This window comes from Deinococcus maricopensis DSM 21211 (assembly GCF_000186385.1).
GTDB lineage: Bacteria > Deinococcota > Deinococci > Deinococcales > Deinococcaceae > Deinococcus_B > Deinococcus_B maricopensis.
The window spans coordinates 1,362,478-1,388,412 of the sequence record NC_014958.1 but is presented as its reverse complement, the minus strand read 5'-3'; the positions used below and the strand labels follow the sequence as shown (position 1 = coordinate 1,388,412).

Genomic DNA, 25,935 nt, shown 5'->3' with positions numbered 1-25,935 from the left:
CGCCTGTGGGCGCCCCCGCTGCTTAGGAGGGCGTGGGGTGCGCGCCGCGCGCTTCGGCGGCGCGCAGGTCAATGACGGCGCCGATCAGCGCGGCGTGCACGAAGGACTGCGGGTAGTTGCCCCACAGCGCGCCGCTGTCCGGGTCGGCTTCCTCGGCGAGCAGGCCGAGGTCGCTGGCGTGCCGCAGCGCGGCGTCGATGATGGTGCGGGCGCGCGCCGGGTCGCGCATGACCCAGTACTGCGCCATCCAGAAGGTGCCGGCGAGGAACGCGCCTTCGTGCTGCTGCTGGTACGCGTCGTCGTGGATGGTGCGCCAGTACAGGTGGCCGCGCTGGCGGTCGCGTTCGAGTGCCTCGGCGGTGGCGAGCATTTCGGGCGTGTCAGGGGCGCAGTAGCCCCACACAGGGTAGAGCGCGGCGGTGATGTCGACGTGGTCCTGCCCGGCGACGTAGGCGTAGGCGCCGTCGCGGGTGAGGCCGTGCGTGGCGACCCACGTGCGGATGGCGCGCGCGGCGCCCTGCCACGTGGCGCGTTCGTGCGGGTCGGTGCTGTACGGGGCGATGCGTTCGAGGGCGCACGCGGCGATGACCTTTCCGGCGACGTACGGCCGGGGGGTGCGTTCCTCCCAGATGCCGGCGTCGTCCTCGTGCCAGTGGTCGGCGAGGAAGCGCGCGAGGCGGCGGACGACGCCCCAGTGGGGTCGGTCGGGGGTGCGTTCGTACACGAGTTTCGCGGCGAGCAGGACGTTGCCGTACGCGTCGAGTTGCAGTTGCTGCCGGGCGTCGTTGCCGACGCGCACGGGGTGGCTGCCGGCGTACCCGCGCAGGCGCAGGGTCTGTTCGGTGGGGACGGGCTGGCCGCTGGCGGTCGTGAACGGCGCGCGCGGCAGGTCGCGCGTTTCGGGCACGTGGCCGCACACGAAGTCGAGGAAGCGTTCACCTTCGCGGGGGGCGCCGAGGCGGGTGAGGGCGCTGACGATCATGCCGGCGTCGCGCAGCCACACGTAGCGGTAGTCCCAGTTGGCGGGCCCGCCGGGCACTTCGGGCAGGCCGAAGGTGGGCGCGGCGAGGACGCCGCCGCTGTCCTCGTCGGTGAGCATCCGCAGGGCGCGCAGGGCGGCGCGAACGGCGGCCGTGTAGGCGCCGTGGTCGGGCGTGGTGCCGAGCGCGGCCCAGGCGCGCACGGTGGCGTCGTGCCAGGCGTTCAGCTGCGCTCCGTCCATGTGCGCTGTGGGGCGTGTGGCCAGGAACGCCCAGCCGCGCTCGCCGGCGGGGACGTCCTGGTGGACGCGTGGGCCGTCGAGGCGCAGCGGGTGCGAGGCGTACAGGTGCAGGTTCCCGTGGAGGTGCGCGGCGTGCGGGGTGAGCAGGCGCGGGTGGGCGGGGGTGCGGGCGTAGTTCGGGGCGGCGTGCAGGGTGAGGGTCAGGGGCGTGGGGGCGGGGCTGAGCAGGCGCGCGAGGCCCCGGGGGGTGCCGGGGGCATACGGGAGGAAGTCGGTGATGGTGAGCGGCCCGTGCGGGCCGTTCAGGTGCGTGTGCAGGACGGCGCTGTCGGCGTGGTACGCGCGGCGCTCGGGGGTGAGCCCGTCAGCGTGGAGCGTCCAGGTGCCGCCCTGGTCCGCGTCGAGCAGCCCGGCCAGCAGGGTGGGCGCCTCGAAGCGGTCCGGGGCGTACCAGAGGACCTGCGCGTCGCGGGTGATGAGCGCGCCGGTGCGGCGGTCGCTGATCAGCGCGAGGTCCCGCAGGGGCACGCGCGGGGCGTCCGGGTCGTGCAAGCGCTCAGGCCCCCTGGCCCTGATTCATGGTGAGGCCCCCGTCGAGCGTGAAGGTCTGCCCGGTGGCGTAGTCCGCGTCGGCGGACGCGAGGTACACGGCGAGGCGTGCCATCTCCCACGGCTGCGCCGCGCGTTTGAACGGGATGCTCTGCACCTGCTCCGCGTACACCTTCGGGTCGTCCATGGCTTCCTGGTTCATGGGAGTGAGGACCATGCCGGGCGCGAGGTTGTTGACGTTGATGAGGTCCGGGGCGAGTTCCAGCGCGAGCGTGCGCGTGAGGTTGCGCAGGGCGCCCTTGCTGCTGTCGTACCCGGACGCGCCGGCGCGGGGGATGTCCTCGTGGACGCTGGTGACGTTGATGATCTTCCCGCGTCCGCCCGCGACGCGGCGCAGCCGGATGAACTGCTGGCAGGCGTAGAACGGGCCGTACAGGTTCGTGCGGATGCGGTCGTCCCATTCCTGCGCGGTCATGTCCGCGACCTGCTTCCCAGTCGCGTCGATGCCGGCGTCGTTTACGAGGATGTCCGGCGTGCCGAGGTCGCGGACGGTCTGGTCGAACAGGGCCTTCACGCTCGCTTCGTCGCGCTGGTCGAGGTGCACGACGATGGCGCGCCGCCCGAGCGCTTCGATGTCCGCGCGGGTCTGTTGCGCGCCCGCTTCGTCCTTGAAGTACGTGACGGCGACGTCCGCACCCTCGCGGGCGAACTCGACGGCGGTGGCCTGCCCGATCCCCGACTCGCTGCCGGTCACGATGGCGACGCGGCCTTCCAGGCGGCCGCGGTGGCGGTAGTCCTGCGGTTCGGGCAGGGGGGTGACGGTTTGCTGCTGGTCGGGCATGGTGGAACTCCTTTCGCGCCACTCAGCTTTCGCGCGGGTCGTGCGGGGTTGGTGAACTTCGTGTAAAGCCGCTCGGAGGTTCGGGCGGCGCGCTACAAACCCTGAGCTTCCTCCCCTGCGGGTTTCGTTACGGTTCCTGAAGTCGTCCTTCACCCGGTGTGCTTCCCTGCAAAGCGCGCGCGGTGGGGCGTGTCAGCATCGCGGGCATGAGTGAGATGACCCGTGAGCAGAGCCTGCAGCACATCACCAAGATCATCAAGGACCTGAAGTTCGCCATGCTGACCGTCATCACCGACGACGGGAAGCTCAAGTCGCACCCCATGACGACGCAGGAAGCGGAGTTCGACGGGGACCTGTGGTTCCTGGGCGGCAAGGACACCGAGCAGGTGCGGAACATGCGCGCCCGCCCGAACGTGAACGTCGGTTTCGCGGATCCCGGGAAGGGTGCGTACGTGAGCATCGAGGGGCGCGCGCTCCTGCTGGAGGACCGCGCGAAGGTGGAGGAACTCTGGACGGATTTCTATAAGGCGTACTTCCCGGAGGGCGTGGATGACCCGAACATCCAGCTGATCAAGGTGGAGGCCCAGGGCGCGGAGTTCTGGGAGAGTGACGGGAAGGCCAAGGAGCTCTTCCATATGGCGCGCGCGGCGCTGACGGGCCGACCCACCGAGGCCGAGGATATGGGCCGCAACGAGCGCGTGGACCTCTAAGGCATCTGTAGGGGAGAGGGCCGCGCCGGGCGCGGCCCTCTCCCCTGTTTCGGAGGCCTGGGCGGCGGGGTGGCGTGGGCTTGTAAGAGCCGCGGAAGAGTCAGGCGCGCATCATGAGCAGCACGTGAGCGCCCGGGCGCTGCACGCCCCCCACTATGCCCACGCTCCCCCCCACCCCCCAGGAACAGCGGGTGCTGGACACCTGGCGTCACAACGCGCGGTTCGCGCGGCGCCGCGTTCCCCAGCCCATCGCCCGCCTCACGCTCGCCTTCCAGCGGCAACGGCACCCGCAGCACGCTGACGTGCTGCTGCCGCTGCTGCGCTGGTCGTCCATCGCCCCGCGCCAGTGCCAGTTCGTCACAGCGCAACCGGACGTCGTGATCGTCCTCGGCGTGGAACTCTACCCGCTCGCGTGGGGCGCGCCGTGGCACGCGCGTCACCTGCGCGCCTTCGAGGCGGCCGCCACGCACCTCCTGCCGCCGGGCCGCACCCTCCTGGAGCGCATCGAGGCGCACGTGACCGCGCTGGAAGTCCGGTTCGTGCGGACCACCCTGCACGGCTACGTCCCCGAAGAGCAGTAATCCAGGGGTACATCCGCAGGGGCGCGGCCTTCCTCACGCACGCGCGCGTACAATCGGGATGGCTAAGACCGTTATGGAGACCCTGCACTCTTTCGCTCAAGCGCTCGGTATCGCGGACCTGTGGGGCCGTGGATTCCTGAGTGTCGTCCTGACCTTCCTGACCGCCGCGGTGTTCACGTGGCGGTTCATTCCGCGCGTCCGCGCCTTCGCCATAAAGGTCGGCTGGGCGGACCAGCCGAACGAACGCCGCCTCAACAAGGAGCCTCTTCCGAACGCGGGCGGCCTCGCGATCTTCGCCGGGTTCATCCTGAGCGTGGTGGTCGCCTGGGCGCTGCGGCCCATCATCATCGAGAGCGTGCAGATTCAGGTGCTCGCCATCCTGCTGGGCGGCGCGGTGCTGGTGCTGACTGGCTTCATCGATGACCAGTTCGGCCTGTCGCCGCTGTTCCGCCTGATCGTGCAGGCGCTCGCAGCGGTGCTGCTGGTCGTGAACGGCCTGCACCTCGACCTGAACGCCATGCCGTTCCTGCCGGTCCTGCCGGACGCCATCAACGCGCCGCTGAGCGTGGTCGTGTCGGTCCTGTGGGTGGTGGGCCTCACGAACGCCGTGAACCTCCTCGACGGCGTGGACGGCGTGGTGGGCGGCGTCGGGTTCGTGGCGAGCGTCGTGCTGCTCGTCACCGCCGCGCAGTTCCCGGACCGCGCCGCGGCCGTCGTGCTGCTCGCGGGCCTCGCGGGCGCCGCGCTCGGGTACCTGCGGCACAACTTCAACCCCAGCCGCATCATCATGGGGGACGCCGGATCGTACCTGATCGGGTACACGCTCGCGGCTGTCAGCATGCTCGGCACGCTGAAGTTCAGCGTCGGCGCGTCCGTGCTGGTGCCGCTGCTCGTGATGGCCCTGCCGATCCTCGACACGACGCAGGTCGTGATCGGCCGCCTCGCGCGCGGCATCCGCAACCCGCTCGGCCACCCCGACAAGACGCACCTGCACCACCGCGTCCTCGCGCGCACCGCCAGCGCGCGCCGCACCGCCATCATCCTGTGGAGCGTCGCGCTCGCGTTCGGCGTGCTCGGCATGCTCGCGCAGCGCGTGGCGTTCCCCGCAATTCTCGGGATGGTCGTGTTCGTCGTCGTGTGCCTCGCGTGGGTAGCGTACCGCCGCGTGCGCGCCGTGGAGCGCGAGCGCCCACCCGGGCCGAGCACCGCCCCCTGACCGACGGGCGCCGCGAGTGCGGCGCCCCCCTTTTGCCCTCCCCCGCCCCGGAAAGGACCCTGACCTGCATGAAACGCATCGTGCTCGCGTTCGGCACGCGCCCCGAAGCCACCAAAATGGCACCCGTGTACACCGCCCTTCAGGCGCAGTCCGGCCTGACGCCCCTGATCCTCAGCACCGGGCAGCACCGTGAGCAGCTCGACTCCGCGCTGGCGGTGTTCGGCCTGACGCCCGACGAGGACCTGAACGTCATGACGCACCGGCAGACCCTGCCGGAACTCACGGGCCGCATCGTCCCGCAGGCCGCCGTGAAGCTCCGCGAGATGAACGCCGACATGGTTCTCGTGCACGGCGACACCAGCACGACGTTCTGCGTGGCGCTCGCCGCGTTCTACGAAGGCATTCCGGTCGGGCACGTGGAAGCGGGCCTGCGCAGCGGCAGCATGCGCGAACCGTTCCCGGAAGAGGCCAACCGCAAGCTTACGGACGTGCTCACCACGCTGGATTTCGCGCCGACGGGCCTCAGCAAGGCGAACATCCTGCGCGAAGGCAAAGTGGCGGACGGCGTGGTCGTGACCGGGCAGACGGCCGTGGACGCCGTGCGCAGCGTCGCGGAGCGCGTGCCGCTGAACCCCGCGTGGCAGGCGAAATTGGATGCCGGGCAGCACCTCGTGACGATCACCATGCACCGCCGCGAGAACCTGCCGTTCATGACCGAGCTCGCCGAGGCGCTGCGCGTCGTGGCGCTCACGCACCCGGAGCTGCACTTCGTGTACCCCATGCACCTGAACCCTGCCGTGCGCGACGCGGTCGTGCCGGTGCTGGGCCAACTGCCGAACGTGGAACTGACGGAGCCGCTCGATTACGCGAACATGGCGCCGCTGATGCGCGTCAGCGAACTGCTCATCACGGACAGTGGTGGGCTGCAGGAGGAAGGCGCGGCGCTGGGCGTGCCCGTCGCGGTGCTGCGCAACGTCACCGAGCGCCCGGAAGGGCTGGACGCGGGTGTGCTCACGCTCGTGGGCAACGAGGGCGCGCGCGCGCAGCGCGAGCTGCTGGCGCTGCTGGGCGACCCGGAGCGGCTCGTGCGGATGCGCGCGGCCCGCAACCCGTACGGGGACGGGCAGGCGAGCGTGCGCATCGCCCAGGCGGTCGCGTGGCACTTCGGCCTCGCACCCCGCCCGGACGACTGGGCGTAAACGCCGACCGGAGGCAGGGCCGAAGCGCGCTTCGGCCCTGCCCGCTTCTCATGGTGCGGCGGAGCGGTATCCTGCACGCACGTGAGCACAGCAGTGGACGGACCGCACGCCTTCGCGGTCGTGGTGAATGATGGGGCGGGCCGTGGGCTCGCCGCGCGTGCGTGGCCGCGCCTGGAAGCGGCCATGCGCGCGCGCGGCCTCAAGTACGAGGTGATCCGCACCCGCAGCGCCGACGAGGCGTGCGCGCGCGTGCGGGCCCTTCCGCCGGACGTGGCGGTCCTGGTGGCTGGCGGTGACGGCACCGTGCACGGCGTCCTGCCGGCGTTCGTCGGCACCGGGCGGGCGCTCGGCATCGTTCCGCTCGGCAGCGGCAACGACTTCGCGGGCCTGCTCGGCCTGCGTTCCGGCGACGTGGACGCCGCGCTGGACCGCGTGACGCGCGCAGCGCGCGCCGTGGACCTCCTGGAGGCGCGCACGCCGCTCGGCACGCATCACCTCCTGAACGGCCTCGGCATGGGGTTCGACGCGCAGGTGTCCGCGCTGATGAAACGCGCGCCCGCGCGGCTGTCCGGGTTCGGGCGGTACTTCTGGGCGGTGCTGGCGGGCCTGCGGGACCTGCGGACCGGGCAGGTTCGCGTCCACGTGGACGGCCGCGAGGTGTACGTCGGCCCGTCGTGCCTCGTGGCCGTCATGAACGGCGTGCGGTACGGCGGCGGGTTCCGGATCAGCCCCACCTCGGACGTGCAGGACGGGCAGCTGAACGTCGTGCTCGGCCGGGCACTGACGCGCGTGACGCTGCTCGCGCTGCTCACGAAGGTGCTGCGCGGCACACACCTCCACGATGCGCGCGTCGTGCACGGGCACGGCCGGGAGGTGCAGGTCACGTGGGCGCAGCCGATGCACGCGCACGTGGACGGTGAGCTCGCCGGGGAGGTCACGGCGCTGCACGCCCGCATCCTGCCGGGCGCCCTGCAACTGCTGTCCCTGCCGCACTGACGCCCCGCTTCACCTACGAAGGCCGGCCACGCAGGAGCGTGGCCGGCCTTGTCCGGACGGGGGGAGGGCGCGCCGCCCGCACGTGCGGGGGTTAGAGGGTGGGCGCCGCGGTGGTCGGCTCGATTTCCAGGTGGTAGTACATGGTGTAGTCCCAGGTGCTCCAGCCCCACGTGCTGGTCTTGTACATGCGCTGGCTGCGGGAGATGTACGTGGGCGTGCTGCTGTTGATGGTGGTGCCCTGGAAGCCGAACAGGCCCAGCACGTCGTCCTTGTCGGCGCTCATGGCCGCGTCGAGAATGCTCATGCCGGCGTTCAGGGCGCCCGCGGCGATGGCGGCCTTGCTGTTGCCGGTCTTGATGAGTTCCTCGCCGGTGACGCGCGCGGCTTCCATGAACTTCGGCCCGACGTTGCTCCAGTCCTTGCCGGCGTCCTCGTCGTACGCCACGAGCTTCCCGACCACGTCGGAGTCGGCGGGAACGACTTCATCGAGCACGGTGTAGCTGGCCGTCCAGGTCATCTTGTTGTTCAGGTCCACCGGGGGCGACATCAGGAACGGCACGGACTTCTTGGTGCCGTCAGGCTTGCTGACGACCAGGTCCCCGCCGGCGTAGAACTCGTCGGCGCCGGTGATGTCCTCGGTGTCCTTGCAGTACACCCTGTCGACGACGACGCGCACGCGGTAGTTCGTGACGTTCTGCGCCGCGAGGGTGGCCTTCGCGGGTTGCGCTTCGGCGGCTTTGCTGTCCTGGGGGACGGTGGCGGTGGCGCCGCAGGCGCCGAGCGTGAGGACGAGACCGAGAAGGGCGGCGGACTGGGCGGCGATCACTTTGGGGGTTTTCATGGTGGTGCTCCTTGTGCGGAATGAAGTTCGGGCCTGTGGTGGGCGAGGTTGGCGTGCCTCGCCTTCCTCGTGCCCATAGGTTGCACGTGGGGGCGTCGCCGGGGCGTATCCGGGGCGGATACGCCCGTGTACAGTAGAGGCATGCTTCGCACGCTGGGGGGGCTCGGCATCGTGGGGAGCGACTTCCAGCGGCCCAAGCCGCTGCTGTTGCTCGCGTACCTCGCGCTGGAGGGGGCGCAGGAACGCCGCGTCCTGCGGGACCTGTTCTGGCCCGGCGACGAGAACGCCGCCGCGCACCTGCGCGTCACGCTGGGGCGGCTCCGGCAGGGCCTGCCGGACGCCGTTCACGTGGAGGGCACGCGCCTGCGCGCCGCCGCGCCGTGCGACGCGCAGGCGCTGCTCGACGCGCACGACCACGCCCGGTACGACGAGGTCGTCCGCCTACATACGGGCGCGTTCCTCGCGGGCGTGGACCTGCCGGACCTCGGTGAGGAGCTGAGCGAGTGGCTGTACGGCACACGTGACATCCTCGCCGCGCGCGTGCGCGACGCGCATCTGCACCTCGCGGAGGCGCAGGCCCGGCACGGGGAGTTCCGCGCGGCGGCGCGTCAGGCGGAAACGGCGTACCTGCTGCCCGGCGCGCCCGAACCGGAACCGGAGGACCTGCGGCGCCTGCACGCGCTGCTGCTGGCCGGCGACAGCGTCCACGCGCCCGACGTGCGCCGCGAGGCCGCCGCGTACGACCTGACGCTGCCGGTCACGCCGGACGACGCGAGGGCGCTGTTCACACCTACGCCGCCCCGCGAGCCCGTCACCGGGCCCGCCCGGGTCACGCCTGCGCCGCTGCCCGCCGCGACGTACTTCGTGGGCCGCGAACGTGAACTCGACCTGCTCGCGGAACGCGTGCAGGACCTCACCTGCCGCTGCTTTACCCTCACGGGCCTGGGCGGCACCGGCAAAACCCGCCTGGCCATCGAGGCGGCGCACCACGCCCAGGCCGCGCACCTCTTCCCGGACGGCGTGCACTTCATTGAACTCGCGGACCTCACCAGCGCCGCGGCCGTCACGGCGCGGCTGGTGCAGACCCTCACGGGCACCGCGGAGCACGCGCACCCCAGCGCCGCCCTCCACGCCCAGCTGCAGGACGCGCGCGTGCTGCTCGTGCTCGACAACGCCGAGCACCTGCCTGACCTTCCGCCGGTCATCGCGGACCTGTTGCGGCATACCGCGCACGTCCGCACGCTCATCACGTCCCGGGAGCCTCTCGGGCTGCACGAGGAATGGGTGCTGCCGCTCAGCGGCCTGAACGTCACGCCCGCGCACCCGCACGGCACGCACCTGGAGCTGCCCGCCGCCGCGCAGCTGTTCCTCAGCCGCGCGCGCCGCGCAAACGCGGCGTTCACGCTCCCGCCGGACGAATGGCCGGCCGTACTGGACCTGTGCGACCTGACCGGCGGCCTGCCGCTCGCGATTGAACTGGCCGCGTCATGGGCGCGCGTCCTGACGCCCACGGAAATCCTCGCGGAGCTGCAGCGCAGCACCGACCTGCTGGACGACCCGGCGAGCGTCACGTCGCACCACCGCAGCATGCGCGCCGTGTTCGACCAGACGTGGGCGCGCCTCACGGACCGCGAGCGGGCGGTGCTCACACGCCTGAGCGTTACGGAAGGCGGGTTCAGTCGTGAAGCGGCCGCCCGCATCGCCCGCGCGACCCTCCCGGACCTCGTGCGCCTGACCGACCGGACGCTGCTGCACCTGCGCCACCCGGGCCGTTACGACTTCCATCCGCTGATCCGGCAGTACGTCCGCCTGAACGCCGCTGAGGACGTCCTGAACAGCGCGCGCGACGAGCACCGCAGCTATTACCTTCAGGTCCTGCGGACCCACGCGGGCGCGCTCAGCGGCGCGAGGCAGCGTGAGGTGCTCCGGCAGCTGGAGGACGAGCATGCGAACCTGCACCTGGCGTGGTTGCGGGCCTGTGAGGCGCGGGCCTTCGCGGAGGTCCGGGGCGCCGCGCGTGAACTGCGCAACTACTTCATGTGCAACGGCAAACTCACGGAAGGCATCGCGTGGTTCGAGGACGCGCGCAGCCGCTTCCACGGCGCGGTGGAGCAGGCGACCGTATTCATCTACGAAGCGGGCCTGCGGATGCGCCGGGGGGCGCTGGAGGACGTCCGGCAGCGTCTGGACGCGGCGCTGACCGTCCTGCGCGAGGTCACCCCCGAGGACGAGTGGACGCCGTACGTCGGTCAGCTGACCCGCGCGATGCTGCTCAAGCGCCAGAACCACCTTGAGGCGGCGGCCGAGTTGTTTTCCGCGCTTCTGCCCGCGGCCGAAGCGTTCGAGCAGCTGTCCGACGTGGCCCTGATTCATGATTACCTGGCGGCCATCCACCGCAAGAGGCGGGACTTTCCGCGGGCGCAGGACCACGCGCTCAGGGCTGCCGAGGCGTTCAAGGCGCTCGACAACCCGGACAAGATCTCCAGCTCCATCAGCAACTACGCCCTGCTGCTGCAGGACGACGGCAAGTACCCGGAGGCGCGCGCCGGGTTCCTGGAGGCCCTGAGCTACGCGGACCGGCACAGCAACCCCAGCATCAAACCTCAGATTCTCAACAACCTCGCGTACCTGTCGCTGTGCATGAAAAACGCCGCGGAGGCCCTCAAGTTCTGCGATGAAGCCATCCGGCTGAGTGACGCCATTGAGGACAAGACGATCATCTACTACATCATGGACACGTACGCGCGCGCCAAGCTGCTGGACGGCGACATCGGCAACGCCTCGAAGATTTTCGAGCTGAACCTCAAGACCGCGAAAAAGGTGGATTCCGTGGGGTTGCTGCTGGATTGCCTGACTGGCCTGGCGGAGGTGGAGCTGTTCCGGGGGAATACTGCGGGGGCCGCGGAGATGCTCCGCGCGGTCGTGGCGCACCCGGGGTGCTCGAACAACATCCGGACGGCGGTGTCGGCGCTGGTGTCCTCGTGGGCGTTGCCGGTAGAGCTGAATGCGTCAGCAGAGGGCCCGAGCCCTCTGCTGATGGAACGGCTGTTGAGCGGCGCGTTGCAGGAGCGCCGCCTGGGCCTGAACCCGAGTCTTACGTAGGGTCGGGTTCGATGTGTTCGCCGCGGCTGCCGGACACGGCTTCCACGAGCGTCAGGGTGATGTGGGTGACCTGCTGCTCGGGGGCGCTGCCGTCCACGCTGCGGCGCAGAGCGCCGCTGCGGGCCATGATCAGGGTGCCGCCGTTGGGCAGCGTGAAGCTGAGTTCCTGACCGTCTTCGGGCTGGTTGGCGTGGAGGAATTCCAGGAGGTGCTTGAGCTGGGTCTTCGGCATATCCCGGTTATACGAGACAAATGAGAAGAACGGGGAGCTTCCTTAGGTTCCTCATGCGAAGGAGGCCCCGTGATGCACGGGGCCTCCTTCTGGTGGGGTCAGCGCAGCGTGCCGAGGAGCTTCTGCGCGGCAGCGAGGTCCTGCTTCTCCCAGTACGTGCCCGCGTTGAGGCTGACGGCTTTCTGGAGTTGCGCGAGCGCCGCGGCCTTGTTGCGGTTCTTGTCGAGCTTCAGGAGGGCGTTGGCGTACTCGAGGCGGTGCGTGGGGTTGCTCGGCTCCAGGGCGATGGCGCGCTCGAAGTTCGGCACGACGTTCTTGCTGCTGGCGCCCGTGCTGGCCGTGGCGATGAAGCCCTTGCTGGCCAGTTCGGCGTTCCAGAGGCCCAGCGCAACGTACGCGCCGGCCATCTTCGGGTCGAGCTTGATGGCGGTGTCGAGGCTCTTCTTCACTTCGCCGGCCAGGCCGAGGCTCTGAAGGATGCCGCTGTACTGCGCGAGGCGACCGTCGGCGCGAGCGAGTTCAAAGTGCGCGTCGGCGTTGTTCGCGTTCGCGGCGATGGCCTGCTTCGCGTACTTCTGCGCGGCTTCCAGCATCGTTTTCTTCTGGTTGTCCGGGCTGAGGCTGGCGCCGAGGGTGGTGGCCTTGGCGGCGATGGTGTACCCGTCGCTGGTCTTGAGGTCGAGGGCCATGTCGGCGGCGGCTTTCCAGTTGCCCTGGTCGAGCAGGGTGCTGGCTTCCTGGGCGCTGGCAGCGAAAGCGAGGCCGGACACGGCGAGCGTGAGGGTCAAGAAGTGGCGCATGAGTGTACCTCCGGGAGGGGAATTTTGAACTTGGTTTAGGCGTGAGTATACACCGTGGATCTGTTCGGAACCTGACGGCCCGACGGGCACGCGTGGACGCGCTTCCGCCTGCTATAACCCAGACATGACGCGCACGCGGGTTCGTGGTGTGGTGAGGTCTTGAGCGCGTGGCGTCCTCTGCTCGACGCCCTGCGAGGGCGCCTGCCCCCGGACCCCGCCACGGGCCTGATGCGCGGCAGCCTGCGCTGGCTCGAACACACCATGCGCGAGCGCGGCGCGAACCCCAACGCCGTCCGCAACGTCCTGTACCGCGGCGTCGGCACGGGCGGCGACAAGCGCGCCCTGTTCGAACTCCTGCGTGAACTGCACGCCGAAGCGGGCCTGCCCACCCCCGACGCGCCCGAGCCGCTCGAAGACCGCGTGGCCCACGTGGAACTGCTGGGGCGCAGCAAACGCCTCGCGTTCCGTCAGTTCATGTCCGCCCTGAAAGCCGGACGCGCGCCGCGCCTGATCGTCACGGGACGCGCCGGCGTCGGCAAAACGCTGCTGATCGAGCACCTGGAACGGGAAATCGCGCGGCTGCGCGGCGCACCGAGCGTCACGCGGCTGCTGCTGGAAGGCGAATCCGCCCCGGCCCTGCAGGCCGCACTCGACCGCGTGGGCGGCGACGGCGGGGCACTGGCGCGCCTGCATGAACGCCTCCCGTACGCCGTGCAGGCCGAATGGCAGGCGGAAGCCGCGCGGGCCCTCCGCGGCAGGGTCCGGGGAGTGCTGCTGATCCGCGCGGGCACGCAGGGGACGTTCGCGGGCGTGCCGCCCCGACTGCCCGGCGGCGCCGCCACGAGCCTGGGCGTGTGGGCGCACGAGCACCTGCTGCGGGGCCTGCCGGATGACGTGGCCGCGCTGCTCGCTCTCGATGACGCCGTTGACCTCGTCAGCCCCGCCGCGGAGGTACTGCCGCTGAAACCACCCACCGCCGAAGAAGCGCGGCGCTACCTCATGGCGCGCCTGCCGCTCGCGCCGGGCGAAGCGGACACGCTGCTGCGCGCCGCCGGCCGCAACCTCGACCGGCTGGCGCTGCTGTCGAGCGTCCGCGGCCTCGAAAGCGGGGACGCGCAGGGCGCGGCGCGGCTGCTGCGGGACACGCACGCCCGCGCCCTCATCGCAGCGCTCGCGGTCACGCTGCCGGACGGCGCGATCAGCGTGCCCCGCTGGCACCTGGAAGCCGCGCTGGGGCGACCCATCGCGGACCTGCCGCCGCACGCACGCCAGCTGCTCGACGAGGTGAACGAGGCCGCGCCACGCCCGGTATCGCGCTCGCTCGTGCCGACACTGCGCGCGCACCTGAAAAGCAGCGAACTGCACACCACCCACCGACGCGCCGCCGCCGCGCTCCTGGCAGGCACCCCGGACGCGGCGCGCACCGAAGCGGCCGTGCTGCACCTCGCGCACCTCAACGACTGGGACGGCGCCGTGAACGCCATGGCGCTGCACAGCACCCCGGAAGCGCTCGCGGCGCGCACGTGGAGCCTCGCGCGCCGCACCGCGCAGGGCGCCGCGCGCGAGGTGCTGGCGCGCGAAACCGTCCGGCATCACGCGCGCCTCGGGCAGTACGACCACCCGGACGCGCGCGAGGCGCTGAGCGTCCTGCTGGAACACCCCGCGTCGGCCGTGCGCGCCTGGGCGCGCGTGAAGCTCGCGGAGAGCGCCGTCGAACGCGGCGCGTTCGACGCGGCGGACGCGCAACTCGCCGCACTCGACGCCGAAGTGCCGCCCGGCGGGCAGGACGCCTGGGCGCGCGGAGCCCGCGTGGACGCCGCCCTCGTGCGCGCAGCGGTGCTGCGCTGGCGCGGGGACCTGCCGGGCGCCACGCGCGCCGTGCAGGAGGCCACGCGCGTGGCACCCGCACCGCTGGACGCGCGCGTGCTGCTGTGGCGCGGCCTGATCGCCAAGGACCGCGGGGACTACCCGGCAGCCGTCGCGGACCTGACCGCCGTGGCGGAACGGGACCCGCTGAGCCGCGGGCGGGCACTGTACCAGGCGGGCGACCTGCGCCTGAGGTTCGGGCAGCCGTTCGCGGCGCTCGCGGCGCTCCGCGAAGCGCTCGGCATGCTCGAAGCGGCGCACGCCGCGGCCGAAGAACGCGCGCGCGTGACGGCGCGGCTGGGCACGGCCCTCCGGCGCGTCGGGCGCCTCGACGAGGCGTGGCCGCGCCTGCAGGACGCCACGCGCCTCGCGCAGGACACCGACCCGGTGCTGATGGCGCGCATCGAGAGCGAAACGGTGCCGCTCCTGCTGGCGCGCGGTCAGGCAGACGAGGCGCTGCTGAGCGCCACGCGCGCCCTGGCGCGTCTCGCGGACGCACCGTTCCGGCCGGACGAGGCCGCGTACCGCGCGCGCCGCACGCGCTACCGCATGGCCCTCGCGTACCTGACGCGCGCCATGAACGTGCCGTACCTGAATCCCTTTCCCGGGGCGCTCAGCGACCATCCGGACCTGCAGGCCGCGCGGGCGCTGCTGGACGCGCACCTCGCACTGCCGTGGGGGGACGCGGACCGCGACCGGACGCTAAGGCTGGACGCGCTGCTGTCGCGCGCGCTCGCCGAGCCGGACGCGGCGCGCGCCGCGTCGTTCGTGGACGCCGCCATGGACCTCGCGGACCAGCCGTACGCGGAAGCGCAGGCGCGCGCCGCCATGGCGGACGTACGCTGGCGCGCCGGAGACGCAGCGGGCACGCTCGCCCTCGTGAACCGCGCGCACGCACTGGCGCGGCGCGTCACGGCCGGTCTGGTGGGCGAGCAGGCCACGCCCGATCCGGGCCTCACCGCGAACCTGTTGACGCTGGAAGCGCGGGCCCTCATGCGCGACGGTGACGACCCGAAACACACCGTCGCGTGGCTGCACGAGACGCTGAGTGGCGACGCGCTCGCGCCGTTCCGCGCGGGCGTGTGGCGCGAGGTGGGCGTGGCGCTGGAAGCTTACGGAGCAGCCGGCTGGGCGGCCGCGCGCGCGACGTTCCCGCACCTCCCGGACGTGCCGCGCCTCCCGGACGCGCTGCGGTTCGCGGCGGGCATGGGCACCGCACGGGCGGAGCAGCAGCCCGTGCGGTGACGTGCCGAAACCTCGTGGGCAGGACACGAACAAGCTGTGGGCCATCGGCGGGGCTGTGCGCGGCACCAGCGGAGGACCGGCGCAGGCACGCGCAGCGCTCGCCGTGTTCAGAGAGGCTACGTGGTGTACTTTTCCGCTCGGTATACCTCCGTGGTGGTGTACGCCGCGTTTCCGGCCCCTACGCCATTCAGCCGGGTACACCGCGCGCCTGAAACTCGGCGGCGACCACAATGCCCTCAATCAAGGGAGGGCACATGACGCAAACGCAGACCATCACCACCACCGCGCACCCCCTCGCGGCCCGCGTGCTCACGCCGGACGCGCTGGAATTCCTCACAGCGCTCGAAGCGCGTTTCGGCACGCGCCGCCGCCACCTGCTCGACGCGCGCCAGGAACGTCAGACGCGCCTGGACGCCGGTGAAACGCCGGATTTCCTGGCCGCCACGCGCGGCGTCCGCGAGGGGCAGTGGCGCATCAACCCACTTCCGCAGGACCTGCAGGACCGCCGCGTGGAAATCACCGGGCCCGTGGACCGCAAGATGATCATCAACGCGCTGAACAGCGGCGCGAACGTGTTCATGGCGGACTTCGAGGATGCCAGCAGTCCCACCTGGGACAACTGCGTGCAGGGGCAGGTGAACTTGCAGGACGCCGTGCGCCGCACCATCACCCTGGACGCCGGCGGCAAAACGTACCGCCTGAACGACCAGGTCGCCACGTTGATCGTTCGCCCGCGTGGCCTGCACCTCGACGAGAAGCACGCCACGCTCGGCGGTCAGCCGGTGAGCGGCAGCCTGTTCGACTTCGGGCTGTACTTCTTCCATAACGCCCGCGAGCTGCTGGCGCGCGGCAGCGGGCCGTACGTCTACCTACCGAAGCTGGAGGGGCACCTGGAGGCGCGGTGGTGGAATGACGTGTTCGAGTACGCGCAGGACGCGCTCGGCATTCCGCGCGGGACCATCAAGGCGACCGTGCTGATCGAGACGATCCTCGCGGCGTTCGAGATGGACGAGATCCTGTACGAGCTGCGTGCGCACTCCGCCGGCCTGAACTGCGGCCGTTGGGATTACATCTTCAGTTACATCAAGAAGTTCCGGAGTGATCCGGGCAGGCTCCTGCCGGACCGCGCGCAGGTCACGATGGGCACGCCCATGATGCTCGCGTACAGCAAACTGGCGGTGCAGACGTGCCACAAGCGCGGCGCGCCCGCCATTGGCGGCATGAGCGCGTTCATTCCCGTGAAGAACGACCGAGCCGCGAACGAGCGCGCGTTCGCGCAGGTGCGTGCGGACAAGGAGCGGGAGGCGACGAACGGGCACGACGGCACGTGGGTGGCGCACCCGGGTATGGTCGCGCTGGCCCGTGAGGTGTTCGACCGCCTGATGCCCGAGCCGAACCAGATCGGCAGCGGCAAGCAGGCGGACCTGACCGTGACGGCTCTTGACCTGCTGACGCCGCCGGAAGGGTCGGTCACGGCAGCGGGCGTGAACACGAACGTGGACGTGAGCCTGCAGTATCTCGCAGCGTGGCTGGACGGGCGCGGCGCCGTCCCCATCCACAACCTGATGGAGGACGCCGCCACCGCGGAAATCAGCCGCGCGCAGTTGTGGCAGTGGGCGCGGTACGACGTCCGCACGGACGACGGCACGCCCATCACGCCGGACGGCCTGACGCGCCTCGTGGATCAGCACCTCGCGCGCCTGCAGGCGGAGCAGCCGGAGCGGGCCGCGCGCCTCGCGGAGGCCGCGGAGCTCCTGAAGCCGCTGATCACGAGTGACACGTTCGAGGAGTTCCTGACGCTGCCCGGATACGCACGCCTCCAGTGAGGCGTGGCGGTGCCGCGCGGTGCGGCGCGTAAGTCCGGCCTCTCCCCTGTCGTTCCGCCCGTTCAGTTGCTCACCGGCGCAGGCCCTGGCCCGCGCCGCGCCCCACCCATTCCCGCAAGGAGGCACCACCATGACGCAGACGCCCCGTACGCACGCCGAGATCCTCGAAAAGACCTGGATGACCGAAAGTCGCTGGCAGGGCATTCAGCGCAATTACAGCGCCGAAGACGTCGTGAAGCTGCGCGGCAGCCTGCACATCGAGCACACCCTCGCCAAGCGTGGCGCGGAGAAGCTGTGGCGCCTGATGCGCGAGGAGCCGTTCGTGAACGCCCTCGGCGCGCTCACCGGCAACCAGGCGATGCAGCAGGTGAAGGCGGGCCTGAAGGCCATCTACCTGAGTGGCTGGCAGGTCGCGGCGGACGCGAACAACGCCGGGCAGATGTACCCGGACCAGAGCCTGTACCCGGCGAGCAGCGTCCCGGACGTCGTGCGGCGCATCAACGCCACGCTGCGCCGCGCGGACCAGATTCATCACGCCGAAGGGGACGACAGCATTGACTGGTTCGCGCCGATCGTCGCGGACGCCGAAGCAGGCTTCGGGGGCCCCCTGAACGCGTTCGAGCTGATGAAGGCCATGATTGAGGCGGGCGCGGCGGGCGTACACTTCGAGGACCAGCTCGCCAGTGAGAAGAAATGCGGGCACCTGGGCGGGAAGGTGCTCGTGCCGACCAGCCAGTTCATCCGCACCCTGAACGCCGCGCGCCTCGCCGCGGACGTGCAGGGCGTCCCAACGGTGCTGATCGCCCGCACGGACGCGGACGCCGCGAACCTCCTCACGGCGGACATCGACGAGAACGACCGGCCGTTCCTGACAGGTGAGCGTACGCCCGAGGGGTTCTTCTACGTGCGGCCGGGCATTGAGCAGGCGATCAGCCGCGCCCTCGCGTACGCGCCGTACGCGGACGTGCTGTGGTGCGAAACGAGCGTCCCGAACCTGGAGGACGCCCGCCGGTTCGCGGAGGCGGTGCACGCGCAGTACCCGGGCAAGCTCCTCGCGTACAACTGCAGCCCCAGCTTCAACTGGCGCAAGAACCTGGACGACGCGACCATCGCGCGGTTCCAGCGGGAACTGGGCGAGTTGGGGTACAAGTTCCAGTTCATCACGCTCGCCGGCTTCCACAGCCTGAATTACGGCATGTTCGACCTGGCGTACGGGTATGCCCGCAACCAGATGACCAGCTTCGTGGAGTTGCAGGAGCGGGAGTTCGCGGCGCAGGAGCGTGGGTTCACGGCTGTGAAGCATCAGCGGGAGGTCGGCACCGGGTACTTCGACCTCGTGGCGACGGCGGCGGGCGGCGGGCACAGCAGCACGACCGCGCTCGCGGGCAGCACCGAGGCGCAGCAGTTCGCGTTGTCGCACGACTGAGCGGCAGTCATCCATAGCTGCTGGAGGGGGCCTCACCGCGTGGTGAAGCCCCTTTCGGCGTGCCTTTACGGACGGCTTTCAGGTGCTGTCGTCAGGGGAGCGTCAAGGGGGCGTCAGGGGAAGGTCAACGCGGAAATCCGCGTCTGGTGTGAGGTTTTTCGCACTTCCGCAGTAAGTCTGTTGTGACAGATCACCCCGTAGGCTACGCGCATGAAGAAAGCCATCACCCTGATGTGTGCCGCCCTCCTCGCGACCGCCTCCGCCCAGAGCAAACTGAGCGTCGGCCTCGTGCTGGACTCCGGTGGGAAAAACGACCGCAGCTTCAACCAGGCGGCCTACGAGGGTGCCCTGCGCGCCAAGCGTGACTTCGGCGTGTCCCTCGACATTTACGAGCCGGCCAAGAGCGCCGAATCCACCCCCGGCATCAACAAGTTCAGCAACGCCGGCAAGGACCTGATCATCGGTGTGGGCTTCGCCAGCAACGCCGCCATCACCGAAGCGGCCAAGAGCCACCCCAGCAGCCGCTACGCCGTCGTGGACGACCTCCCCAGCGGCGGCAACACTGCGGGCCTGCGCTTCCGCGAGCAGGAAGGCAGCTTCCTCGTGGGTTACATCGCCGCGCGCAGCAGCAGCACCGGCGTCGTCGGCTTCGTCGGCGGCATGGACGTCCCGGTCATCCACAAGTTCGAAGCGGGCTTCCGCGCGGGCGTGAAGTTCAGCTGCCCCAGCTGCAAGGTCCTCGTGAAGTACATCGGCGACACCCCTGCCGCGTGGAACAACCCCGACAAGGCCAAGAACATCGCCGACAACATGAAGGACCAGGGCGCCGACGTGATCTTCGCCGCGGCCGGCGGCAGCGGCAAGGGCGTCATCGACTACGTCAACAAGACGCAGTGCCTCAAGCGCAGCGAGCTGCCCAAAGGCATGCTCTTCAAGAACGACCAGTTCGCGAACGTCCCCAAGAGCGCCAGCTACCAGGCCGCGTGCGGTGACGACAGCCGCCCGATGTTCTTCATCGGTGTGGACAGCAACCAGAACTACCTGGGCGACACCGACACCAAGAGCAGCACCCTCAACCACGGCCTGACCAGCATGGTCAAGCGCGTCGACAACGCGGTGTACGCGCTGATCCGTGACGCCGTGCGCGGCCAGACGTGGCGCACCGGCGAGCGCGGCTTCAGCCTCCAGAACGACGGCGTCGAGTACGCGCTCGACACCTACAACAAAGCGCTGATCCCCGCAAGCCTGCAGAAGCAGCTCGAAACCGTGCAGCGCCTCATCATCAACGGCACCATCAAGGTTCCCAAGGAGTAACACCCAGGTAACGCAGGGCCCCGGGACTTCCGGGGCCCTGCGTTACCTGTTCAGGCGATCCACGCCTGAACGAACGCCGCGCCCCCGTCCGGGGGCGCGGCGTTCACACGTTCGTGATTACCAGCGGTCGTTGCGCTGGGGACGGCTGTTGTAGCCGCTTTCCGGCGCCGCTTTGGTCACGACGATGTTCGCGGCCTGGGGGCCCTTGCCGCGCTGGCCTTCTTCGATGTCGAATTCGACTTCGTCGCCTTCGTTCAGTTTCTTGAAGCCCGTGCCTTTGATCGCGCTGAAGTGCGCGAACACGTCGGGGCTGCCCGCCACTTCAATGAAGCCGAAGCCTTTTTCCGCGTTGAACCATTTCACTTTACCAACAGCCATACTCAACTCCTTTACCAGCAGAAAAGCGGTGCACGTACAGAACCGTGCACCGCCGTGAACTTCATCTGCATGGAACGCCCTTAGTGTGGGGCCTGCACCGACAAAATGCAACGGCTGTTGCCGCAATCTCCCCTTAGACGAAGTTCACGCTTCGCGGCCCGCACCCCCGAGCGCAACGCCGGAGCGGCCCCAACGCACGTGGGGCCGCTCCCAGGGGACCTTCAGAGCTTCGTGAGGTCCGGGTACTTCCGGATGGCGTCGTCCTCGCTCAGGTACTCGCCTTCTGCGTCCGGACTCCAGATCACCTCGGCGCGCAGCAGGTTCTCGCCGGTCACGCTGCTCAGTGCCTCCAGCGCCGCGCGTGCCGCCTGCGCGTTCGGTGCGCCCTCCGCCGGGAGGGGCGGCAGGGCGCGCGCCGCCACGCCGAGCGTCACCGCGAGGTACAGGCCGCCGCGCGTCGCCTCGTAATCCGTGCGGTGCGCGTACCCGCTGTGCACGTCCCGGTTCTGGTAGTTGCTGGTCGTCTGCTCCGTGAAGGCCGCGCGCGCCTGGGTGGCCCACGCCCCCACCTGCGCCGCGACCTGCGCGGCGCCGCCCTCGGCGCGGCGCACCTGACCGTACGTCCAGCGTTCCGGGTGGCGCAGCACCGCCAGGGCCGCCTCGTTCAGCATGCGGGCCAGGCCCGCGTCGGAGTCCGGGTCGCCTTCCTGCGCGACGCGCTGCAGCGCGCGTTTCACCTCGTCGCCCTCGTTGAGCAGCAGCTGCACCATCACGGCCTCGGCAGTGTCTCCCGAGACGCTCCCGGCGAAGCCGCGACTGCGCGCGCTTCGCCGCATGGCGCTCAGCACCCCGAAAATGACGAGGAACAGCACAATGCCGCCCACCCCGAACCCGCCACCGAACCCGTACCCGTACCCTGGGCCGACCGGCACCGGGATGTACCCGCCCCCGCTGTAGCTCCCGCCGCGTGACCCGCCACCCGAATACCCGCCGCCCCCGCCGGAGTACCCGCCACCGGACGACCCGCTGCTGGAACCGCCGAACCCACCCCCGGACTGCGCAGCCGCGAAGCTGCCCAGCGTGATGACCAGCGCCACGAAAAGGTGCACGAAACGAACCATGATGCCCCCACTGTAGTCGCCGCCCTTTCGGACGCAGCGTGACTTCAAGGACGCGTGAACGCGACCTGACGGCGCTCCACAACGCCCCGCTACACTGGGGCGTGGATATTCACCTGACTCCCGCCGAGTTCGAAACGTTCCTGAACAGCCTCTACGAACGCGACGACCGCCTGGGCCTGCGCGCCGACACCACGCACGTCCTTCCGAGCGAAACCGTCGACGCCTACGTGCTGAGCGGGCACGTGGAAGCCCTCCGCACCGAGGACATCGACGGGGACCTGTGGGACGCCCTGGAAGACCTCGACGAAACCGCCGCCGACGAGGACGAAGCGTGGCGCAAGATCCGCGCGTTCTACCTGGACCGCGGCTGCGTGGCGCTGCACGTCGGCGATGACGAGTACCTGCTGACCGAAGCGCTCGCGCGCCGCCTGAACCTCCTTTAAGGCCACCTCATCCCGCTCCACGTGGCGCCACCTACCCTGAGGCGATGCTGGTGCGCCCCCGCGCGCCACGAGAGGAGCTTCCATGACCCACGACCGCCGTTCCATTCCGACCCTGCGCCTGCTGCTGCTGGGCGCGCTGCTGGGCGCCGCCGCGTACTACCTGGGGCGCGAGCAGACCCGCGCGGCCCTCAACGCGAAAATGGACGAACTGGGCCTGCGTGACGCCGCGCGCAACGCCACCGCGCAGGTGCGCGAAGCGGCGCAGCAGGCTGGCGCGACCATCGCCGAGAAGGCCGGGGACGTGCGCGACGCGGCGGCGCACAGCCTGGAGCAGCTGCGCGACACCCGCGCAGACGACACTGAGAAGACCCCGGCACAGCTGGAGAAGCAGGCGGCGCAGCGCGTAAGCGGGCACGTGGACGTGCCCGACGCGCCCGCCGAAGCCAAACTGAAGGCCTGAGGGGGCGTGGGCGAGGGGCGGACACCTGAGCGTCCGCCCCTCGCCCACGCCGTATCCCCAGTTACTTGGTGCCGTAAATGCGGTCCCCGGCATCACCGAGGCCCGGCACGATGTACCCGTGGTCGTTCAGGCGTTCATCCACGGCCGCCGTGACGATCTCCACGTCCGGGTGCGCGTCCTGCACGCGGCGGATGCCTTCGGGCACCGCCAGGATCGTCATGAGCTTGATGCTCTGCGCGCCCGCCGCCTTGAGCGTGTCGATGGCGGCCACGGCGCTCCCGCCCGTGGCGAGCATCGGGTCCGTGAGGAACACGCGCCGCTCGGCGATGTCGTGCGGGAGTTTGCTGTAGTACGCCACGGGCTCCAGCGTTTCCGGATCGCGGTACATGCCCAGGTGACCGATTTTCGCGGCGGGCACGAGGCGCACGACGGCGTCCGTCATGACGAGGCCCGCGCGGAGGATCGCCACGAGCGCGAGCTTCTTGCCGCTGAGCATCGGCAGGTCCGCTTCGGCGATGGGCGTGTGCAGTCGCACCGGCTCGGTTTCCAGGTCGCGCATGGCTTCGTACGCCAGGAGCATGCTGATCTCCGAGGCCAGCTCTCGGAACTCCTTCACGCCCGTCTCGCGGTCGCGCATCAGCGTCAGTTTGTGTTGCAGCAGCGGGTGTTGAACGACGGTGACCTTCATGACCCTCAACATACCGTCCTGGCATGGCCCGCCGCTCCAGGCGTCCCGGCAACGCGAGTGAGGCTCCGCAGCCTGGGGTGCGCGTCCGGCCTACGCCGGTCCCTGGGCGCGCAGCGACGCCGGTGGCCAGCCGCGCTTACTCTTCGGGCAGGCGGGCGAGGGCGTGGCGGGCGCGGGGGACCTTCTCGCCGAGTTGCGGCTCGAAGGCGTACGGTTCGTTCATCAGGAACCAGTACAGGTCGTGCAGGTACGTGTGCGCGAGGTACGCGCGCAGGCGCAGCAGGGCGTGCGGTTCGTCCGGAACGAGCTGGGTCGCGAGGCGCAGGCTGTCGTCCGGCGGGAGCAGGTCGAGGGTGCCGGTCTTGTACAGGGCGATGTCGCGCAGCGGGTCGTCGGCAGCGGCACGCGTCCAGTCGATGATCAGGACCTCGCCGGTGGCGTCGTTGATCAGGATGTTGTCCTGCCACAGGTCGAGGTGGCAGAACGCGGCGGGAACGTCGAGCACGCCGCGCGCGAGGGGGCCCTCGATGGCGTCGAACAGGTCGTCGAGGGGGTAGGGGGCGAGGGCGCTGCGGAAGCGGCGGAGACGCTCGTGGAGGCGCGCGAGATCCACGGGCCCTTCGCGGTGCGCGTGCAGCCCCCGAATGAACGCGGCGACGTGCGGGTGCGCGCGGGGCACGTCGTCGGGCCGCAGGGCGTGCCCGGGGAAGCGGCGCGTGACGAGGACCTCCACGCCGTCCGCTTCGAGCACGTCGATGATGCGGTCGCGGAAGCCGGCGTAGGTCATGTTGGCCGCTTCGGTGCGGTGCTCGCCGCGTTGGTTGCGGTACACCTTCACGACGACGTCGCCGGCGGCGTACACGCGTGACTGCATGCCTGCGTCGACGGGCGTGAGCGGCCCGTATTTCGCCTGCAGGGTCGGGAAGGTCGCGGGCGTCACGGCGCTCATCATAGCGTCCGCGCGTGCGCCGTCCGGGGGGAGGTCGGGCGTTACTCGTCGGCGGGCGGGGCGGCCCGGTCGTGTTCCTGCTGCAGGATCTTCTCGAACAGCGTGACGAGGCGCGGGTCGAGGGCCTTACCGGCCTGCTGCTGGAGGCGGGCGACGTCGCCGACGCGCACGTACGTGTTCGCCACGGCGATGATGCGCGCGTACAGAGGAATGTCCTCGGCGGTGAGGTGGTCAGGTTCGCCCTGGCCGTCCCAGCGTTCGTGGTGGTGCCGCACGGCCTTCTGCACTTCCGTGAGGGTGGGGGCGCCGTGCAGGAAGTTCGCGCCCATCAGGGCGTGGCCGGGTTCGCCGCCGATCTTGCCGACGTCGTGGAGCATGGCGGCGTACCAGACCTCCTCGAGTTCGCGTTCACTGAGGCCAAGCGCCCGGCCGAGTTTCTGCGCGTGGCTGGCGACGGTGGGGGCGTGACCGACCGCGTCGAAATCGAGGCTTTCGACCGCCTCGACGAGGGCGGTGGTGAGCTGGCGGGACGTTTCGCGCCAGTCGTCGCGGGTGTCGAACAGACTGACGAGCGGCGCGACGGCCTTGGCCCAGCGGGCGACGCTTTCCTGCTGGGTGGGCGTGAAGCCCTCGTTGGTGTAACGGTCGAGGACGAACGCGCCGAGCTGCCGCGACTTGTCCTTGAGGGGCACGATGAGGCTGTGGCGGATTTCGTGCATGCCGAGCACGTCGAGTCTGGCGCGCACTTCAGGGGGGTTCGCGCCGAGCAGTTCGCCGCTGCCGTCGGTGATGCGGGCGCGCCCGGCGGACCACGGGCCGCTCAGGGCGACGCCGACGAGTTCACGGTCGTAGCTGTACACGGCGATCACGCGGTCCTGGCCGCGGCGCACGACGGCGTACCCGCGAGAGGTGCCGCCCACCAGGGTCGCGGCGTGCGCGAGGGCCGCTTCCATGATGCCGTCCAGGGTGGGACGCGCCAGGAGGTGCGTGAGGAGCTTGCCGTCGTCCGGCGCGCTGGGCGTGGACGGGGTGGGCGCCTGGCTGCTGGGGGCCGGCGTGGGCGGTTTCTGCTGGGGGCGCCTGAACACGGTCCGTTCAGTATACGGCGCGCTCACGGCGCGCGACTGGAAGTTTTCCGCGTGCGCTGGTGAGCGCGCGAACGGTCCGCGCCGGGTGCGGGCGCTATCTTGCGCGGGTGAGTGACGGTGTGGCGGCGGTAACGGCGGCGGTGGAGAGCGCGTACGCGCGGTTTGGAACGCGGGCGGGCGCGTGGCTGACGGAGTTCACGCGTGCCGGCGGGCGCGTGGCGTGTGGCGCCGGCTGCTACCACTGCTGCGACATGCCGATCCGGGTGAGTCTGGCAGAAGCGCTGGTGGTGGCGCGCGCCCTGACGCCCGCGCAGGTCCGGGCGGTGCGCGCGCACGCCCGCAAGGTGGCGCGCAACGCCCGCGCCGCGCGTGACGATGACGAGTACGTGCAGGGGCACCGCGAGGACGTGTCGTACTGCCCGCTGCTGGACCGCGAGAGTGGGCAGTGCACGCAGTACGCGGTGCGCCCGACGCGCTGCCGGGATACGTTCAGCGCTATGAGCGCGCGCTTCTGCACGGTGGGCGTGTGGGAGGGCATGAATGCTGGGGAGCGCCGGGCGTACCGTGCGGAGGTACGCCGCACGCCCGGCACGGACGGCGAGACGCATTTCATCGCGCCGCTCGAAGAGATGAGCGAGCCGGTGTGGACGGCGGCGTCACGCGCGATGCGGCGCGCGTGGGGGGTAGAGGTCTGGGGGGATTTCTGGACGCTCACGACGCTGGCGCTCGATGAGGCGTTCATGGCGGCGGTCGGTCGTGGGGACCGCCGGGCGGCGCTCACGGCGGCGCGCACGCTGGGGCTGCATCACCCGGTGACGCTCGAGTTCGCGTAGGCGCGGCGC

General features: G+C 70.6%; 23 protein-coding genes. 13 read left to right on the top strand and 10 right to left on the bottom strand.

Annotated elements, in window-relative coordinates:
* Positions 1-22: 22 nt before the first annotated feature.
* Both DEIMA_RS06480 and DEIMA_RS06475 read right to left on the bottom strand, forming a co-directional pair.
* Positions 23-1,774, bottom strand: coding sequence for a glycoside hydrolase family 15 protein (locus DEIMA_RS06480; RefSeq protein WP_013556431.1), 1,752 nt, complete (start codon positions 1,772-1,774; stop codon positions 23-25).
* Between the two features lie 4 nt (positions 1,775-1,778).
* Entirely contained in the window at positions 1,779-2,612 is an 834-nt protein-coding gene (locus DEIMA_RS06475; protein WP_013556430.1) for an SDR family NAD(P)-dependent oxidoreductase, read from the bottom strand.
* Between the two features lie 206 nt (positions 2,613-2,818).
* Here DEIMA_RS06475 and DEIMA_RS06470 point away from each other — a divergent pair, with 206 nt between their 5' ends.
* From DEIMA_RS06470 to DEIMA_RS06450, 5 genes are all read left to right on the top strand, one after another.
* Positions 2,819-3,322 (top strand): pyridoxamine 5'-phosphate oxidase family protein, encoded by a 504-nt coding sequence (locus DEIMA_RS06470; protein ID WP_013556429.1) that lies wholly within the window; start codon positions 2,819-2,821, stop codon positions 3,320-3,322.
* A gap of 155 nt (positions 3,323-3,477) precedes the next feature.
* On the top strand, positions 3,478-3,903 hold the full coding sequence (locus DEIMA_RS06465) for a hypothetical protein (RefSeq protein WP_013556428.1): 426 nt from the start codon (positions 3,478-3,480) through the stop codon (positions 3,901-3,903).
* A gap of 58 nt (positions 3,904-3,961) precedes the next feature.
* Positions 3,962-5,119, top strand: a complete 1,158-nt coding sequence (locus tag DEIMA_RS06460; protein ID WP_013556427.1) for an MraY family glycosyltransferase — start codon at positions 3,962-3,964, stop codon at positions 5,117-5,119.
* A 68-nt stretch (positions 5,120-5,187) separates the two neighbouring features.
* Positions 5,188-6,318, top strand: a complete 1,131-nt coding sequence (gene wecB / locus DEIMA_RS06455; protein WP_013556426.1) for a non-hydrolyzing UDP-N-acetylglucosamine 2-epimerase — start codon at positions 5,188-5,190, stop codon at positions 6,316-6,318.
* 81 nt (positions 6,319-6,399) lie between these two features.
* Positions 6,400-7,314: a diacylglycerol/lipid kinase family protein gene (locus tag DEIMA_RS06450; protein ID WP_148234920.1), complete on the top strand. Its 915-nt coding sequence runs from the start codon at positions 6,400-6,402 to the stop codon at positions 7,312-7,314.
* A 91-nt stretch (positions 7,315-7,405) separates the two neighbouring features.
* Here DEIMA_RS06450 and DEIMA_RS16855 read toward each other — a convergent pair whose 3' ends face one another.
* Positions 7,406-8,155, bottom strand: a complete 750-nt coding sequence (locus tag DEIMA_RS16855; RefSeq protein ID WP_013556424.1) for a hypothetical protein — start codon at positions 8,153-8,155, stop codon at positions 7,406-7,408.
* Between the two features lie 141 nt (positions 8,156-8,296).
* Between DEIMA_RS16855 and DEIMA_RS06440 the strand changes: the two genes are divergently transcribed.
* Positions 8,297-11,257, top strand: a complete 2,961-nt coding sequence (locus DEIMA_RS06440) for an AAA family ATPase (RefSeq protein WP_013556423.1) — start codon at positions 8,297-8,299, stop codon at positions 11,255-11,257.
* Here DEIMA_RS06440 and DEIMA_RS06435 read toward each other — a convergent pair.
* Both DEIMA_RS06435 and DEIMA_RS06430 read right to left on the bottom strand, forming a co-directional pair.
* Positions 11,250-11,489: a hypothetical protein gene (locus tag DEIMA_RS06435; protein WP_013556422.1), complete on the bottom strand. Its 240-nt coding sequence runs from the start codon at positions 11,487-11,489 to the stop codon at positions 11,250-11,252. The two genes, DEIMA_RS06440 and DEIMA_RS06435, sit on opposite strands and share 8 nt — an antisense overlap.
* A gap of 98 nt (positions 11,490-11,587) precedes the next feature.
* Positions 11,588-12,289 carry a tetratricopeptide repeat protein gene (locus DEIMA_RS06430; protein ID WP_013556421.1) on the bottom strand — a complete coding sequence of 234 codons (702 nt, stop codon included), beginning with the start codon at positions 12,287-12,289 and terminating at the stop codon, positions 11,588-11,590.
* 159 nt (positions 12,290-12,448) lie between these two features.
* Here DEIMA_RS06430 and DEIMA_RS06425 point away from each other — a divergent pair, with 159 nt between their 5' ends.
* From DEIMA_RS06425 to DEIMA_RS06410, 4 genes are all read left to right on the top strand, one after another.
* Complete coding sequence (locus DEIMA_RS06425; RefSeq protein WP_013556420.1) at positions 12,449-15,400, top strand: hypothetical protein; 2,952 nt, start codon at positions 12,449-12,451, stop codon at positions 15,398-15,400.
* Positions 15,401-15,654: 254 nt separating this feature from the next.
* Positions 15,655-17,226 (top strand): malate synthase A, encoded by a 1,572-nt coding sequence (gene aceB, locus DEIMA_RS06420; protein WP_013556419.1) that lies wholly within the window; start codon positions 15,655-15,657, stop codon positions 17,224-17,226.
* Positions 17,227-17,356: 130 nt separating this feature from the next.
* A complete protein-coding gene (gene aceA, locus DEIMA_RS06415; RefSeq protein ID WP_013556418.1) occupies positions 17,357-18,652 on the top strand; it encodes an isocitrate lyase in 1,296 nt (431 codons plus the stop codon).
* A gap of 210 nt (positions 18,653-18,862) precedes the next feature.
* On the top strand, positions 18,863-19,966 hold the full coding sequence (locus DEIMA_RS06410) for a BMP family lipoprotein (RefSeq protein WP_013556417.1): 1,104 nt from the start codon (positions 18,863-18,865) through the stop codon (positions 19,964-19,966).
* Positions 19,967-20,083: 117 nt separating this feature from the next.
* Here DEIMA_RS06410 and DEIMA_RS06405 read toward each other — a convergent pair whose 3' ends face one another.
* Together DEIMA_RS06405 and DEIMA_RS06400 are read right to left on the bottom strand one after the other, a co-directional pair.
* Positions 20,084-20,344, bottom strand: a complete 261-nt coding sequence (locus tag DEIMA_RS06405) for a cold-shock protein (protein ID WP_013556416.1) — start codon at positions 20,342-20,344, stop codon at positions 20,084-20,086.
* Positions 20,345-20,565: 221 nt separating this feature from the next.
* Positions 20,566-21,465 (bottom strand): DUF1517 domain-containing protein, encoded by a 900-nt coding sequence (locus DEIMA_RS06400; RefSeq protein ID WP_013556415.1) that lies wholly within the window; start codon positions 21,463-21,465, stop codon positions 20,566-20,568.
* Between the two features lie 101 nt (positions 21,466-21,566).
* On the opposite strand from DEIMA_RS06400, the gene DEIMA_RS06395 reads away from it, so the two are divergent.
* The gene (locus DEIMA_RS06395) at positions 21,567-21,908 is read left to right on the top strand and encodes a hypothetical protein (RefSeq protein ID WP_148234919.1); all 342 of its coding nucleotides are present in this window, start codon (positions 21,567-21,569) and stop codon (positions 21,906-21,908) included.
* An 82-nt stretch (positions 21,909-21,990) separates the two neighbouring features.
* A complete protein-coding gene (locus tag DEIMA_RS16850) occupies positions 21,991-22,368 on the top strand; it encodes a hypothetical protein (protein WP_013556413.1) in 378 nt (125 codons plus the stop codon).
* A 61-nt stretch (positions 22,369-22,429) separates the two neighbouring features.
* Here the strand turns inward: DEIMA_RS16850 and upp are convergent, their stop codons facing one another.
* The 3 genes from upp to DEIMA_RS06375 form a co-directional block, all read right to left on the bottom strand.
* Positions 22,430-23,056, bottom strand: coding sequence for a uracil phosphoribosyltransferase (gene upp / locus DEIMA_RS06385; RefSeq protein ID WP_043816515.1), 627 nt, complete (start codon positions 23,054-23,056; stop codon positions 22,430-22,432).
* A gap of 136 nt (positions 23,057-23,192) precedes the next feature.
* Positions 23,193-24,005 carry a phosphotransferase family protein gene (locus tag DEIMA_RS06380; protein WP_245528376.1) on the bottom strand — a complete coding sequence of 271 codons (813 nt, stop codon included), beginning with the start codon at positions 24,003-24,005 and terminating at the stop codon, positions 23,193-23,195.
* Positions 24,006-24,046: 41 nt separating this feature from the next.
* On the bottom strand, positions 24,047-25,093 hold the full coding sequence (locus DEIMA_RS06375; RefSeq protein WP_043816513.1) for an HD domain-containing phosphohydrolase: 1,047 nt from the start codon (positions 25,091-25,093) through the stop codon (positions 24,047-24,049).
* Positions 25,094-25,200: 107 nt separating this feature from the next.
* On the opposite strand from DEIMA_RS06375, the gene DEIMA_RS06370 reads away from it, so the two are divergent.
* Complete coding sequence (locus DEIMA_RS06370; protein WP_245528352.1) at positions 25,201-25,926, top strand: YkgJ family cysteine cluster protein; 726 nt, start codon at positions 25,201-25,203, stop codon at positions 25,924-25,926.
* Positions 25,927-25,935: the final 9 nt, after the last annotated feature.